This is a genomic window from Ruegeria sp. CDSA141 (assembly GCF_059612005.1).
In genome coordinates, this window is sequence record NZ_JBXWPT010000002.1 from 434,561 (window position 1) to 447,656 (window position 13,096).

At 56.7% G+C, this 13,096-nt stretch carries 15 protein-coding genes, 1 tRNA gene and 1 pseudogene; 14 read left to right on the plus strand and 3 right to left on the minus strand.

All coding sequences use genetic code 11. The annotated features are described in order from the left end of the window. Positions 1-16 precede the first annotated feature (16 nt). Complete coding sequence (locus tag AC2FLP_RS06080) at positions 17-574, minus strand: hypothetical protein (RefSeq protein ID WP_117868982.1); 558 nt, start codon at positions 572-574, stop codon at positions 17-19. 250 nt (positions 575-824) lie between these two features. Continuing rightward, positions 825-914, minus strand: a tRNA-Ser gene (locus AC2FLP_RS06085). A 123-nt stretch (positions 915-1,037) separates the two neighbouring features. Between AC2FLP_RS06085 and AC2FLP_RS06090 the strand changes: the two genes are divergently transcribed. The 9 genes from AC2FLP_RS06090 to AC2FLP_RS06130 all read left to right on the plus strand — a co-directional run bounded on the left by AC2FLP_RS06090 (position 1,038) and on the right by AC2FLP_RS06130 (position 8,480). Then, complete coding sequence (locus AC2FLP_RS06090) at positions 1,038-1,880, plus strand: DUF2059 domain-containing protein (protein ID WP_117868981.1); 843 nt, start codon at positions 1,038-1,040, stop codon at positions 1,878-1,880. Next, complete coding sequence (locus tag AC2FLP_RS06095; RefSeq protein WP_117868980.1) at positions 1,880-2,680, plus strand: DUF2059 domain-containing protein; 801 nt, start codon at positions 1,880-1,882, stop codon at positions 2,678-2,680. The genes AC2FLP_RS06090 and AC2FLP_RS06095 overlap by 1 nt, the downstream gene beginning before the upstream one ends. 211 nt (positions 2,681-2,891) lie before the next feature. Continuing rightward, complete coding sequence (locus AC2FLP_RS06100; RefSeq protein WP_117868979.1) at positions 2,892-3,500, plus strand: 50S ribosomal protein L21; 609 nt, start codon at positions 2,892-2,894, stop codon at positions 3,498-3,500. Between the two features lie 11 nt (positions 3,501-3,511). Further along, entirely contained in the window at positions 3,512-3,781 is a 270-nt protein-coding gene (gene rpmA / locus AC2FLP_RS06105) for a 50S ribosomal protein L27 (RefSeq protein ID WP_039535512.1), read from the plus strand. 95 nt (positions 3,782-3,876) lie between these two features. Further along, positions 3,877-4,485, plus strand: coding sequence for a LysE family translocator (locus AC2FLP_RS06110; RefSeq protein WP_496673254.1), 609 nt, complete (start codon positions 3,877-3,879; stop codon positions 4,483-4,485). Beyond that, positions 4,482-5,018: a GNAT family N-acetyltransferase gene (locus tag AC2FLP_RS06115; RefSeq protein ID WP_496682189.1), complete on the plus strand. Its 537-nt coding sequence runs from the start codon at positions 4,482-4,484 to the stop codon at positions 5,016-5,018. The genes AC2FLP_RS06110 and AC2FLP_RS06115 overlap by 4 nt, the downstream gene beginning before the upstream one ends. Positions 5,019-5,055: 37 nt before the next feature. Beyond that, the gene (gene obgE / locus AC2FLP_RS06120) at positions 5,056-6,090 is read left to right on the plus strand and encodes a GTPase ObgE (protein WP_299897080.1); all 1,035 of its coding nucleotides are present in this window, start codon (positions 5,056-5,058) and stop codon (positions 6,088-6,090) included. After that, positions 6,078-7,184: a glutamate 5-kinase gene (gene proB, locus AC2FLP_RS06125; RefSeq protein ID WP_496682192.1), complete on the plus strand. Its 1,107-nt coding sequence runs from the start codon at positions 6,078-6,080 to the stop codon at positions 7,182-7,184. The genes obgE and proB overlap by 13 nt, the downstream gene beginning before the upstream one ends. Positions 7,185-7,217: 33 nt before the next feature. Beyond that, on the plus strand, positions 7,218-8,480 hold the full coding sequence (locus AC2FLP_RS06130; RefSeq protein ID WP_496682195.1) for a glutamate-5-semialdehyde dehydrogenase: 1,263 nt from the start codon (positions 7,218-7,220) through the stop codon (positions 8,478-8,480). Here AC2FLP_RS06130 and AC2FLP_RS06135 read toward each other — a convergent pair. After that, positions 8,477-9,073, minus strand: a pseudogene (locus tag AC2FLP_RS06135) (histidine phosphotransferase family protein). The gene AC2FLP_RS06130 and the pseudogene AC2FLP_RS06135 sit on opposite strands and share 4 nt — an antisense overlap. 43 nt (positions 9,074-9,116) lie before the next feature. On the opposite strand from AC2FLP_RS06135, the gene AC2FLP_RS06140 reads away from it, so the two are divergent. The 5 genes from AC2FLP_RS06140 (at position 9,117) to tsf (ending at position 12,922) form a co-directional block, all read left to right on the plus strand. After that, positions 9,117-9,299 carry a DUF3553 domain-containing protein gene (locus AC2FLP_RS06140; protein WP_117868972.1) on the plus strand — a complete coding sequence of 61 codons (183 nt, stop codon included), beginning with the start codon at positions 9,117-9,119 and terminating at the stop codon, positions 9,297-9,299. A 108-nt stretch (positions 9,300-9,407) separates the two neighbouring features. Continuing rightward, on the plus strand, positions 9,408-10,163 hold the full coding sequence (gene olsB, locus AC2FLP_RS06145; protein WP_117868971.1) for an L-ornithine N(alpha)-acyltransferase: 756 nt from the start codon (positions 9,408-9,410) through the stop codon (positions 10,161-10,163). Beyond that, the gene (olsA, locus tag AC2FLP_RS06150) at positions 10,150-11,004 is read left to right on the plus strand and encodes a lyso-ornithine lipid O-acyltransferase (RefSeq protein WP_496682200.1); all 855 of its coding nucleotides are present in this window, start codon (positions 10,150-10,152) and stop codon (positions 11,002-11,004) included. Before olsB ends, olsA begins: the two co-directional genes overlap by 14 nt. 165 nt (positions 11,005-11,169) lie before the next feature. Next, positions 11,170-11,970: a 30S ribosomal protein S2 gene (gene rpsB, locus AC2FLP_RS06155; RefSeq protein WP_496682203.1), complete on the plus strand. Its 801-nt coding sequence runs from the start codon at positions 11,170-11,172 to the stop codon at positions 11,968-11,970. A gap of 76 nt (positions 11,971-12,046) precedes the next feature. Then, entirely contained in the window at positions 12,047-12,922 is an 876-nt protein-coding gene (gene tsf / locus AC2FLP_RS06160; protein ID WP_117868968.1) for a translation elongation factor Ts, read from the plus strand. Positions 12,923-13,096: the final 174 nt, after the last annotated feature.

A 13,096-nucleotide genomic window follows, 5' to 3' on the forward strand; every position in this document is an offset into this window, starting at 1 on the left:
ATCGGCCTCAATCACTTTACTGTTGGGTCAACAAGTTGGTCAGTTCCTGAATCTTCTGAATAATTGTTTCAGGTGAGTCCTTGATATCATTTACAATCTTGATCGCCTGATCCTTCAGATCAGTGGCCAGAGTGCTTTCCTGAAGGGATGTCATAATGCCTTCATAATCGAAATTTGTGGGGTCCAGCTTGCCTTCCTGAACCCATGAATTCAACAACTCCTGACCCTGACCGGCCAATGCTGCCACCTGATCGCCAGCCTCCTGGGCGGCATCAGAGGCCTGATCCGCTACGGATGACGCCGCTTCGCTTGCCTGATCCGCCACCGAAGAGGCCGCTTCAGTTGCTTGGTCCGTCAATGACGATGCTGCTTCAGCGGCTTTCTCGGTCGCTGCATCGACTGCGTCAGAGGCAGCGTCCTGAGCAGAGGAAGCCGCGTCTGTCACCGCTTCGGCGGCTTCTTCTGCCGCGGTTTCCAAACGTTCAGCGGGTGTAGGTTCGGGTTGTTTCAGATAAAAATACCCGCCAGCACCAATTGCGGCGATGACGATGGCAAGAATGAGAGTACGCGACATGTGTGTCTCCTTTGGAAAATGTGTCGCCGGGATGCGCTAAAAATAGCTCAGGAACAAAGGGGAATTCCCAATAATTCTCAGCAGAATAGAGTATAAGCCGGGCTACGCTCATTGCCCGACGAAACGCGGCAAGAATATGCCTGCACAAAGGCACCGCGACCGGATTGGGCAGCGATCCGCGGGGAATGGCAGCAGCAGAAGTAAATCCTTGGGAAGTCTCTGGTTGACCTAAGCGCCAGCATTGGCAGTGTGGCGGAGAGACAGGGATTCGAACCCTGGGTGGGCTTGCACCCACAACGGTTTTCGAGACCGCCCCGTTCGACCACTCCGGCACCTCTCCGCGGGGGTCTGTGAGGGGGGGATTTAGTGAGGAACGGGCAGGGGTGCAAGCAGAAAATTCGGGAATTTACGAAACCCGGGTTTTTCCGTTGCCAGCAGGCATAAAACGCCTAGTCTGATAAGTATGACACAGTTTGTACGCCGCTTTGCCTTTTGGTTTCTGGCCCCGCTTTTTGCGCTTGTACTTATCCCATTGGAACTTTCCGCTGCCAACCGGGACCGGATTGAGGCTTTTCTGACGACAACCGGGTTTGACGTAGCGTTGGAAAGCATCGCGCTGAGCTCGAGGTCCGCCCCTCAGATGCTGGGGATCGACCCTGAGGGATTTGGCTCGGACTGGGCCCGTCTGGCAGACGAAGTCTTTGAGGTCGGCGCCATGCACGAGACCGCAGTTTCCATCCTGGAACAAACTCTGAGTGATGAAGCCCTGACGCATGCGGTTGACTTTTATGCATCCGACCTGGGGCAGCGCCTGGTAGAGGCCGAAAACGCCTCGCATATGCTTGAGGACGATGAAGCCAAACAGTTGGAAGGGCAAATGATCATCTCGGACCTGATCAAGGACGGATCGGAACGGGTCGAAAGTTTCAAGCGCATGAACAATGCCATCGATTCGACCGGCACCGCGGTGCGGGCCTTGCAAGAGATTCAGGTGCGCTTCCTTCTGGCAGCCAGCGCATCAGGTGTCATCGAGCTGCAACTGGATGCGGATGAATTGCGTGCGCTGATGAAGCGGAACGAAGCCGGTATGCGCCAGTCTCTCCAACTGTCCAGCCTTGCAGGGGCAGCTTACACCTATCAGGATTTTTCTGATGCGGATGTCGTTACCTATGTCGAAGCATTGGAACAACCCTTGATGCAGGAAGTGTATGAATTGCTGAACGCGATCCAGTACGAAATCATGGCCATGCGGTTCGAAGTTCTTGCGGCCCGAATGGCCGAATTGCATCCTGCACAGGATATTTGATGCGCCGCGTTTTTTTGGCGATTGTAGTTGTTCTGTGGGGTGTACCCTTGCAGGCCGATCAAAAGGTTGACCGGTTGGCGCAGGCCATGCACCTGTCGCATGTGATGGAAATTCTCGTACAGGAAGGGCAGGTGCACCGCGAGGAACTTGACGAAACGTTGTTGGACAAGACTGGCGGCGCGTTCTTTGAAGCGCAGGTCAGGGACATTTACGATCCGGATTGGATGCAAAAACAACTGACGGATGCGTTTGAAGCAGGTTTGTCTGATGCGCAGCTTGATCAGGCGATCTTGTTTTTCGAAAGCGATCTCGGTCAGACGATTGTGGCGCTGGAAAACTCGGCCCGGCAGGCGATGTCAGACCAGGCCATAGAGGACATGGCCCGTGAAGCATACGATTCCGTCAAACGAAACACGACTCGCTTTGAGTTGGTCGATGAGTACATTCAGGCAAATGACCTTATCGACAAGAACGTTCAGGGGGCTCTGAGTTCAGACTACAACTTCTTTCGGGGTCTCGATGTTGACGCGCAAGGCGACGATCAGGAATTGCTGGCCGAGCTTCTTTCCCAGAAAAAGAGCCGCGCCGCCGAAACCGAGGCGTGGCTGTATTCTTTTCTGCTGATGGCCTACCGGCCTTTGGACGAGACCCAGATGCGCGAGAATATCGCGTTTTCCAGAACCGAAACGGGTCGCGCCCTGAATGAAGCGTTGTTCGACGGTTTTGACCGCATGTTCAACGACATCTCGTTCCGGATGGGGCGGGCGGTTGCCCAGACGCTCAGAGCGTCTGATCTTTGACATCGCTTTGGTGTTGACTTTTTACGACGTTCTATGGATAAGCGCGCATCCCGGCCGGTTTTCCGCGCCGGGTATCGTTATTATTTGACCCATTCGACATCGTCACAGGGTCAGTCACACAGCCCGAAAAGGGCTCGCTGTTCGAGGTGGCTTAAGCCAGCAACACCCGGTTCAGGGGACCACAGAACGCGGATATGAAAAGGAAAGACGCATGTTTGCGGTCCTCAAGACTGGCGGCAAGCAGTACAAGGTTCAGGCGGGCGATATGCTCCGCGTTGAAAAACTGGCTGCCGACGCAGGAGAAAAAGTTCAATTCAACGATGTTCTGATGCTGGGCGGTGACGCTCCGGTTGTTGGCGCACCTTTCGTTGAAGGCGCAGGCGTACAGGCCGAAGTGATCGAACAGGTCAAAGGTGACAAGGTCATCAAGTTCGTCAAGCGCCGTCGTAAGCACAGCTCGAAGCGTACCGTTGGCCACCGTCAGAAACTGACTCTGGTCAAGATCACCGACATTCTTGCGTCGGGCGCTGACAAGTCGGGCATCAAGGCTGCAACCGGATCCGCTCCGGCAGGCGACTCTGCTCCGGCGGCAAAGCCTGTAAAGAAAGCTGAAGCCAAAGCCGATACACCCTCTGCTGCTGCGGACGATCTGACCGCGCTGACTGGCGTCGGCCCAGCCGCTGCCAAGAAGCTGAACGAGGCCGGTATCGAAAGCTTTGCAGCTCTGGCCGCCTTGTCGGACGAGCAGATTGCTGCTATCGAAACGGTCAAAGTGAAGCCCGAATGGGTTGAGCAGGCCAAAGAACTGGCCAAAGGCTAAGGAGAGAGAGAATGGCACATAAAAAAGCTGGCGGTTCCTCCCGTAACGGTCGCGACTCAGCTGGTCGTCGCCTTGGCGTAAAACTGTATGGTGGCCAGGCCGCTATCGCAGGTAACATCATCGTGCGTCAGCGCGGCACCAAGTTCTGGCCGGGCGAAGGCGTAGGTATGGGCAAGGATCACACCATCTTTGCAACCACCGATGGCGCCGTTAAGTTCCATAAAGGACTTAAAAACCGCACCTTCATTTCGGTCCTGCCAGTGGCGGAGGCCGCAGAGTAAGCCGAAACCCAGAAGGTTTAAGAAAAATTCATGGGGGACCGGCACAAAGTGCCGGTCCCTTTTTCGTTCTAACGCAGTCGTGATCAATCAAACAGATGACAGTCGCAACCACCAGTTTCCTGATTTTTGCCGCCAGCCAGGTCGGCACGCCGGGACCGGCCAACATGGTCCTGTTGGGAACGGGTGCGCGCTATGGCTTTCGGGCAGCATTACCTTTTGTCGGGGGGGTAATTCTGGGGAAGCAGTTGATCATTTGGCCGATTGGTTTTGGGTTACTGCATCTCGCGGATCAGGCACCTGAGGTGTTTACGGTACTTAAATACGCGTCAGCGGCCTATATCATGTGGTTGGCGTGGAAAATTGCCAACACGCGGTTGTCGCGACAACAGTCCGAGGGGAGGGCCCCCGGCTTTCTGGCGGGATTGATTGTTCATCCGCTCAATCCCAAAGCCTGGGCCATGATCATTGCCGGTTTCACCGGGTTTGTGGCCGCGGGCACGCCCAGTTTTGAAGCGACGATTACGATCGCTCTTTGTTTGTTGTTTTGTCAGGTGGTTCTTCATCCGATCTGGACTTTTGCGGGCGATAGAATTGCCCACGCGGTTGAAGGACGGCCAGTTGAAAAATATCTGATGTGGACGTTGGCGGGTCTTACGGTTGCGTCCGTACTTTTCGTGTTGTTCGGAGGAGGAACACACCCATGAAACTTGAAGCAATAATAAATCAGCCGGTCATAGAAACCGAGCGGTTCGATCTGCGCCCTCTGCGTCGGTCGGATATGGGGCTGATCGAGCATTATGCCGGTGATGAGCGTGTGGCACGCATGACAACCAGTATTGCACATCCTTTGGCCCCAGGCTCGACCGAAGCTTTTGTCACGCGCTCAATGGCTGAAGACCGGAACGAGGATGTCTGGGTCATGGATGCCACCAAGGATGGTGGCCCGGAGCTGATTGGTCTGATCACGCTGAAACGGCTGGATCGGAATCAGTCAGAAGTCGGCTATTGGGTTGCGCCGATCTATTGGAATACCGGCATTGCCTCTATGGCTGTCGAAGCGCTGGTGAATGCCAACCCGCTGGAGAACGCGACCATGTTTGCCAGCGTGTTCCAGGACAATCCGGCCTCTGCCCGGGTTCTGACCCATTGCGGGTTCCAGTATCTTGGCGATGCAGAAAGCTATTCGGTGGCGCGTGATGCGAATGTGCCCACCTGGACGTACAGTAAAAAACTCTGACTTGTGGCCGATGGGGCCTTTGCAGTAGGGGACACACATGAAATTTCTCGATCTTGCAAAGGTCTACATCCGGTCCGGGGCCGGAGGTGGCGGCTGCGTCAGCTTTCGGCGCGAAAAGTACATCGAATACGGCGGCCCTGATGGGGGGGACGGTGGTAAGGGCGGTTCCGTCTGGGTCGAAGTTGTGGACGGGCTGAACACCCTGATCGACTTCCGCTATCAACAGCATTTCTTCGCCAAGAACGGCCAGCCGGGCAGGGGGCAGCAACGTACCGGCAAGGACGGTGATGACATTGTCTTGCGCGTGCCTGTCGGCACCGAGATTCTGGACGAAGACGAGGAAACGGTCATCTGCGATCTGACCGAAGTGGGCCAGCGCGTTCTGCTGGCCAAGGGCGGCAATGGCGGTTTCGGCAACTTGCACTTCAAATCCGCCACCAATCAGGCGCCCCGCCGTGCAAATCCGGGGCAGGCAGGCATTGATCGTACGATTTGGCTGCGTCTCAAGCTAATCGCCGATGTGGGCTTGCTGGGTATGCCAAACGCGGGAAAATCGACCTTTCTTGCAGCTACGTCCAACGCGCGGCCCAAGATTGCGGATTACCCGTTTACCACGCTACACCCTAATCTGGGAGTGGTGGGCGTCGACAATGCGGAATTCGTCGTGGCCGACATCCCTGGCCTGATCGAAGGCGCCCACGAAGGACGCGGGATCGGAGATCGCTTCCTTGGTCATGTTGAGCGCTGTGCTGTGCTTCTGCATCTTGTCGATGGAACGTCGGAAACGGTTGCCGATGACTACCGCACGATTATCCACGAGCTTGAAGCCTATGGTGGTGAACTGGCCGAGAAACCCCGGATCACCGTCCTGAACAAGGTTGATGCGTTGGATGATGAAGAACGTGATCTGGCCAAAGCCGAACTGGAAGAGGCCGTTGGCGGCCCCGTGATGACGATGTCCGGTGTTGCTCATCAAGGTGTAACCGAGGTTCTGCGCGCGTTGCGCGGCCAGATTGATGACAATCGTGTTCGCCAGAAACCCGCTGAGGAGGCGCAGCCTTGGCAGCCCTGACCTCAGCGCGTCGCCTGGTCGTCAAAATCGGCTCTGCTCTGCTGGTCGATCGGGATACAGGTTTACTCCGATCCAATTGGCTGCATTCGCTGGCGCAGGACGTGGACTGGCTCAAACGGCAAGGGACGGATGTTATTCTGGTCTCGTCGGGGTCGATCGCGCTGGGGCGCGGTGTTCTGGGTCTGCCCACAGCGGCTCTACCTTTGGAAAAATCGCAGGCTGCCGCTGCCGTTGGACAAATTCGTCTGGCACGCGCCTATGAAGAAGCGTTAGCACCACATGGAATCACCACGGCGCAGGTTTTGGTGACGCTGGAGGACAGCGAGAATCGCCGCAGATACCTGAACTCGCGCGCGACTCTGGAAACATTGCTTGGCCTTGGAGTCGTACCGATCGTCAATGAAAATGATACAGTGGCAACGGATGAGATCCGGTATGGTGACAATGACCGTCTGGCCGCGCAAATCGCGGTAACGGTCGGCGCGGATCAGCTGATCCTTCTGTCAGATGTGGATGGCTTCTATTCCGGCAACCCGAATGAAGATGCTTCAGCTACCCGGTTCGAAACCATAGACCGGATCACGCCCGAAATCGAAGCCATGGCGGGTGATGCGGGTTCTGGTTTGTCAAAGGGCGGAATGAAGACAAAGCTGCTGGCTGCCCAAATGGCCACCGCGGGCGGTTGTGCGATGGCAATCACTGAAGGATCAATCTTGAACCCTCTGAAAAGGCTAGAGAATGGTTCAATCTGTACGTGGTTCACCGCGACGTTGGACCCGCATGCAGCGCGCAAGCGTTGGATTTCAGCCATGAAACCGCGTGGTGAGATCACTGTCGATGAAGGGGCTGCCAACGCACTGGCCAATGGCAAAAGCTTGCTGCCCGCGGGTATTGTCGAAGTGACTGGTGATTTCGGGCGCGGCGACCCCGTTTCGATCCTTGACCCAAAAGCGCGCCGACTGGGGCAGGGTATCAGCCGTTATACCGCGCAGGAGGCGGGCGCAATCAAGGGGCGAAAGTCTTCCGAGATCGAGGCCACGCTGGGCTACCCCGGCCGCGCTGCCCTGATCCACCGGGATGATCTGGCCCTGTAACCATCGAAAAAGACGACCTGAGAGGCACGCGACATGAAAGACTTTGACAGCATTCCAGCTCTGATGGCCGATCTTGGGAAACGTGCCAAGGTGGCATCACGTGAACTGGCTTTTGCAAGCGCCGAACGAAAGCATGCCGCTCTGATTGCGGCAGCCGAGGCGGTTTGGGCCAATCGCGGGGAGATCATCGAAGCCAACCAAAAGGATCTGGAGTTTGGCATTGAGAAGGGCCTGAGCCCGGCGATGATGGATCGCCTTATGCTGGATGAGGCGCGTGTTCAGGGCATGGTCGATGGTTTGCGTGCGGTGGCTGATCAGACCGATCCGGTGGGCGAAGTGCTGGCCGAATGGGACCGACCGACAGGATTGAATATCCAGCGCGTGCGCACCCCGCTGGGTGTGATCGGCGTGATCTACGAAAGCCGCCCGAATGTAACCGCTGACGCAGGCGCGTTGTGTCTGAAATCCGGAAATGCTGTCATCCTTCGGGGCGGCTCCGAGAGCTTTCATTCTTCGACCGCGATTCATGCCTGCTTGGTAGAAGGGCTGAAGGCCGCCGATCTGCCGGAAGATGCGATTCAGCTGGTGCCGACACGTGACCGCGCTGCGGTGCAGGAGTTGCTGACCCTGACCGACTATGTCGACGTCATCGTTCCGCGCGGAGGCAAGGGGTTGGTGGGCCTTGTGCAGCGTGAGGCTCGTGTGCCTGTCTTTGCGCATCTTGAAGGTATCGTGCACATCTATGTCGACAAGGCGGCTGATCCGCAGAAAACGTTGGACGTGGTGCTGAACGCCAAAACCCGTCGCACCGGCATCTGCGGTGCTGCCGAATGCTTGCTGATCCATCAGGACATCGCCGAAACGCTGGGGCGTGACGTGATCGCCGCGCTCGTGAATGCTGGGGTTGAGGTTCACGCCGACGGCATACTTGCGGTTGAGGGTACAGTTTCCGCAACGGCTGAGGATTGGGGAAAAGAGTTTCTGGACAGTGTTATCGCGGCCAAGCCTGTCGCTGACATCGACGCAGCCATTGCGCATATCCAGCGATACGGATCAAACCATACCGATTGTATCATGACCGAGGACGGCGCTGCTGCGGCCCGTTTTTTTGAGCGTCTAGATAGCGCGATCCTGATGCACAACGCTTCGACTCAGTTCGCCGATGGTGGTGAATTCGGGATGGGCGCCGAGATCGGAATCGCCACGGGCAAAATGCATGCCCGCGGCCCGGTGGGGGCCGCCCAGTTGACCAGTTTCAAATACCTGGTGTGCGGGAACGGAACGACCCGGGACTAAAAGCGCAGCAAAACGCGGGTCGCAGCGGTTTCGACTGAAACGCGCCGACCCATTGCATTTGCCGTTTCGGGCAGCAGAGCGAACTGGACCTGCGCAGGTGTAATCTTGTTGGGGAACCGACCGGTTGCAACGTGTTTCCACAGTTCAGCATCCACATTCAGTTTGTCTGCGGTCCCGGTGATCGTCCATTTTTCATCTTAGGTTTTGAATTCGACCGTTCCGCCCAGTGGCATGGCGCTTTCGCAGCACATGATTCCCAAAAAGGCCAGTTTGACCTGATTTCGCGGCACGGGTTCCTTCAGATTCCAAATGACCCGTACCCGTCCGGTGCGTTCCATATCCTTGAGCAGTTCAGTCACTTCGGCTCGCCCCAGCGGTTGTTCTCCTGCTGATCCAAAGGCAACCCTGAAAAAACGGATGCGCGCACCAGCGCTGCCGATGCTGCCCGAGATCAGCTCCATCTCGGGGCCCTGCACCGCGCCAACCATGTCCAACAGTTCCAGCCCGTTGGTGATGGCACCGATCGGGCTGATCAGATCGTGGCAGATTCGGGAGCCGATCAATTCAGCCAGGTTGACGTTCGTGTTGCCCATGCGTACCTCCTGCGGTATCTGCCGCAGGAACCGGAAGCCCCAAATGACAGACATGAATGCTATTCTTGCACCGGGCATGTTTGTTCGCCACCCGGATTTCCCCGAATGGGGTGTCGGACAGGTTCAGTCCAATGTCGCAGGCAAGATCACCGTGAACTTTCGCGAGCAGGGGAAAGTGGTAATCGACGGAACGCGCATCGCCCTGATGCCGGTCTTTGATCCGTGAAACTGGTTTAAGAAGAGTTAACAGAAAAGGCCAGACGCCCACTTGTTGCCTTCCCCTGAAGAACTGGGGTATCAGCCGCGATGACAACATAGGATCGATAAGTCAGACATGCCGGACGCTGGCCCCTCGTTCACGATCAAATTGGCGGAAACTCAAGACGAACTGCACGCCGCGCAGCGGTTACGCTATGACGTGTTCGTGCGTGAACTCGGCGGCGGGGGCGAGCTGATCGATCATGTGACTGGGTTGGAACGTGACCGGTTTGATCCTTACTTCGATCACTTGCTGGCCCTTGATGATGCGACAGGGGAAGTCGTCGGCGTTTACAGGTTGTTACCGGGCGATCGTGCGGCAGAATTGGGTCAGTTTTATTCCGAAGACGAATACGATCTGACCGTTCTCAAGCAAAGTGGCCGCAAGCTCTTGGAACTGGGCCGGTCGTGCCTGCACAGGGACTACCGGGGCGGTACGGCGATGTATCATCTCTGGAATGGTCTCTCTAGGTATGTGGCCGAACGTGAGATCGAAATCCTGTTCGGTGTCGCCAGTTTTCATGGCACGGATGTTCAGGAACTGGCCCAGCCATTGTCCATGCTGCATCACAATCATCTGGCGCCGCCAGACCTGCGGGTGAGGGCTCAGCCGAGCGTGTTTCAGACCATGGATCTTGTCGCACCGGACGCATTGGATCGTCGCAGCGCCATGCTGCAGGTTCCAGCCCTGATCAAAGCCTATCTGAGGCTCGGCGGTTTCGTCGGCGAGGGGGCGTTCATCGATCACGACTTCAACACCACCGATGTGTGCCTGATCCTGGATACGACCCGTATGAACGAGCGGCAGAAGCGCATCTATGGCGGAGCTTGAATCGGTGAATGATCCGCTTTGGAACAGTGAGGAAGCGCCGGACCCAATCGAACTGGGTTTTGTCGGTTGGATACTCGTTTTACTGAGGGGATTGCCTTTGGCCATCCTTGTGTTCGGCGGTCTGCTTGTTCTGTTGGCCATTCGACTGATCGAGTTGCCGTTTTTTGGCGTTCACCGCCCCGTTACACCTTTTATCAGCCAGTTCGTGTGCCGAAACGCGCTTCGCATCCTTGGAATTGGATTTCACTGCTCGGGCGCGTTGATGAAGGAGCACGGTGCAGTTGTCGCCAACCACACATCCTGGCTGGATATCTTTGCCTTGAACGCCCGCAAGAGAGTCTACTTCGTGTCCAAGGCAGAAGTTGCAAACTGGCCGGGTATCGGATGGTTGGCACGGGCCACCGGGACCTTATTCATCGAGCGGGATCGCAAAAAGGCGCGCGAGCAGACGGCGATCTTCGAAGAACGACTCAAGGCCGGACATAAATTGTTGTTCTTCCCCGAGGGCACCTCGACCGACGGATTGCGTGTTTTACCCTTTAAAACAACACTCTTTGCCGCGTTCTTTTCAGAAGAATTGCGTGATTTCATGTATGTTCAACCGGTTTCGGTGGTGTTCCACGCACCGAAAGGTCAGCCTGACCGTTTCTATGGCTGGTGGGGCGATATGGATTTCGCGCCGCACCTGCTCAAGACTTTGGGTGCGCGCAGACAAGGATCCGTTGAACTGATCTATCATTCGCCGGCCCGGGTCAGGGACTTCGCCAACCGCAAGGAACTAGCGGCCCATTGCGAAGCGGCGGTGCGCCACGCTCATGCATTGGCGCGGCTTGAAAAATAAGGGCATTGACCCTTGCACTGCGTCCAAACCTGCCGTATACGCGCGCCATTCAAACCCGCAGGCGGGGTTTGGGCTTTGTAGGGGAGACATCCCTATCTGGCCCGCCGGTTGGAGCATCCGCTTCTTTCACCCCCGCCGAGGCGTAAACCGGAAAAGGAAAATAGCATGGCTCTTCCCGAGTTCACCATGCGTCAGCTGCTGGAAGCTGGCGTTCACTTTGGTCACCAGACACAGCGTTGGAATCCCCGCATGGGCCCGTTCATCTACGGCTCACGCAATGGTATCCACATCATGGACCTGACCCAGACTGTTCCAATGCTGGACCAAGCTCTGCAGGCCGTTCGTGACACCGTTGCAAAAGGTGGCCGCGTTCTGTTCGTTGGTACCAAGCGTCAGGCTGCTCAGCCGATCGCAGACGCCGCTGAAAAGTCGGCTCAGTACTACATGAACCACCGCTGGCTGGGTGGCACGCTGACCAACTGGAAAACCGTTTCCCAGTCGATCAACCGTCTGAACCAGATCGACGAAGCGATGGAATCGGGCGCCGAAGGCCTGACCAAGAAAGAGCGTCTGGGCATGGAACGTGACCAGGGCAAACTGCAGGCATCGCTGGGCGGTATCCGTGAGATGGGCGGCGTTCCTGATCTGCTGTTCGTCATCGACGTCAAGAAAGAAGCACTGGCCATCGCCGAAGCCAACAAACTGGGTATCCCGGTTGTGGCTGTTGTCGACACCAACTGCTCACCCGACGGTGTCGACTACATCATCCCCGGTAACGACGACGCAGCCCGCGCAATCTCTCTGTACTGCGATTTGGCCGCACGCGCGGCTCTGGACGGTATGACCGCTCAGATGGGCGCAGCAGGTGTTGACCTGGGTGCATTCGAAGAAGCGCCGGTTGAGGAAGCCGTTGTGGAAGAAGCACCCGCAGAAGAAGCCGCTCCGGAAGCGAAAGCCGAAGCGTAAGCTGCCCGTCACGTAAATGACATATGGGGCAGGGTAGACCTGCCCCAATTCCGTTTGAATTGAGGAGAGCCAAGAGATGGCAATCACAGCAGCAATGGTTAAAGAACTGCGCGACTCGACCGGCGCAGGCATGATGGACGCAAAAAAGGCGCTGACCGAAACCGGCGGAAACATGGACGAAGCCGTTGATTGGCTGCGTACCAAGGGTCTGGCCAAAGCGGCCAAGAAATCCGGCCGTACCGCAGCAGAGGGTCTGGTTGCAGTGCACGTCAACGATGGCAACGGTGTTGCTGTCGAAGTGAACTCGGAAACCGACTTTGTCGCGAAAAACGCGGAATTCCAGGAAATGGTCGGCAAGATTGCTTACGCGGCTGAAGGCGTAGACAACGTAGAAGAGCTGCTGGCAGCTGATCTGGGCGGCAAAACCGTTGCAGACACCCTGACCGACAAGATCGCCACGATTGGCGAGAACATGTCGGTGCGCCGCATGGCCAAACTGTCGGGCGACACCGTTGTGTCCTACGTCCACAATGCGGCCACCAACGGCATGGGAAAAATCGGCGTTCTGGTTGCTCTGACCGGTGGCGACGAAGCAATCGGCAAACAGGTTGCAATGCACATCGCAGCCGTGAACCCGGCGGCCCTGTCCGAAGCAGACATGGACCCGGCAGTTGTCGAGAAAGAAAAGCAGGTCCAGATGGACATCGCCCGCGAATCCGGCAAGCCGGAGCAGGTGATCGAAAAGATGATCGAAGGCCGTATGAAGAAATTCGTCGCGGAATCGACTCTGCTGAACCAGCAGTTTGTCGTGAACCCTGACCTGACCGTCGAAGCAGCGGCCAAGGAAGCCGGCGCGACCATCACCGGCTTTATCCGCCTGGAAGTTGGCGAAGGTATCGTGGTTGAGAAAGAAGACTTCGCAGCCGAGGTCGCCAAGGCCGCTCAAGGCTAAGTGGCACAGGGAAAGTGCCGAAAGCGGCATTTTCCAATAAAATTAAAGGGTTACGCATAGCGTGACCCTTTTTCTTTTGCTATTGGCAAACAGAATACTTCAGCGATCTATAGAAGAATTGGAGGGCCCCGCATGATGGGGATGGTCGAGGCCCCCCAAAATTTCCGACACCGG

Bases quoted from the DNA above. Each gene is read 5' to 3' on its own strand.
- obgE (WP_299897080.1), top strand. From the start codon at position 5,056: ATGAAATTTCTCGATCTTGCAAAGGTCTACATCCGGTCCGGGGCCGGA.
- olsB (WP_117868971.1), top strand. From the start codon at position 9,408: ATGCCGGACGCTGGCCCCTCGTTCACGATCAAATTGGCGGAAACTCAA.
- AC2FLP_RS06110 (WP_496673254.1), top strand. From the start codon at position 3,877: ATGACAGTCGCAACCACCAGTTTCCTGATTTTTGCCGCCAGCCAGGTC.
- AC2FLP_RS06095 (WP_117868980.1), top strand. From the start codon at position 1,880: ATGCGCCGCGTTTTTTTGGCGATTGTAGTTGTTCTGTGGGGTGTACCC.
- tsf (WP_117868968.1), top strand. From the start codon at position 12,047: ATGGCAATCACAGCAGCAATGGTTAAAGAACTGCGCGACTCGACCGGC.
- AC2FLP_RS06130 (WP_496682195.1), top strand. From the start codon at position 7,218: ATGAAAGACTTTGACAGCATTCCAGCTCTGATGGCCGATCTTGGGAAA.
- AC2FLP_RS06090 (WP_117868981.1), top strand. From the start codon at position 1,038: ATGACACAGTTTGTACGCCGCTTTGCCTTTTGGTTTCTGGCCCCGCTT.
- AC2FLP_RS06100 (WP_117868979.1), top strand. From the start codon at position 2,892: ATGTTTGCGGTCCTCAAGACTGGCGGCAAGCAGTACAAGGTTCAGGCG.
- AC2FLP_RS06140 (WP_117868972.1), top strand. From the start codon at position 9,117: ATGACAGACATGAATGCTATTCTTGCACCGGGCATGTTTGTTCGCCAC.
- rpmA (WP_039535512.1), top strand. From the start codon at position 3,512: ATGGCACATAAAAAAGCTGGCGGTTCCTCCCGTAACGGTCGCGACTCA.
- rpsB (WP_496682203.1), top strand. From the start codon at position 11,170: ATGGCTCTTCCCGAGTTCACCATGCGTCAGCTGCTGGAAGCTGGCGTT.
- AC2FLP_RS06115 (WP_496682189.1), top strand. From the start codon at position 4,482: ATGAAACTTGAAGCAATAATAAATCAGCCGGTCATAGAAACCGAGCGG.
- AC2FLP_RS06080 (WP_117868982.1), bottom strand. From the start codon at position 574: ATGTCGCGTACTCTCATTCTTGCCATCGTCATCGCCGCAATTGGTGCT.
- olsA (WP_496682200.1), top strand. From the start codon at position 10,150: ATGGCGGAGCTTGAATCGGTGAATGATCCGCTTTGGAACAGTGAGGAA.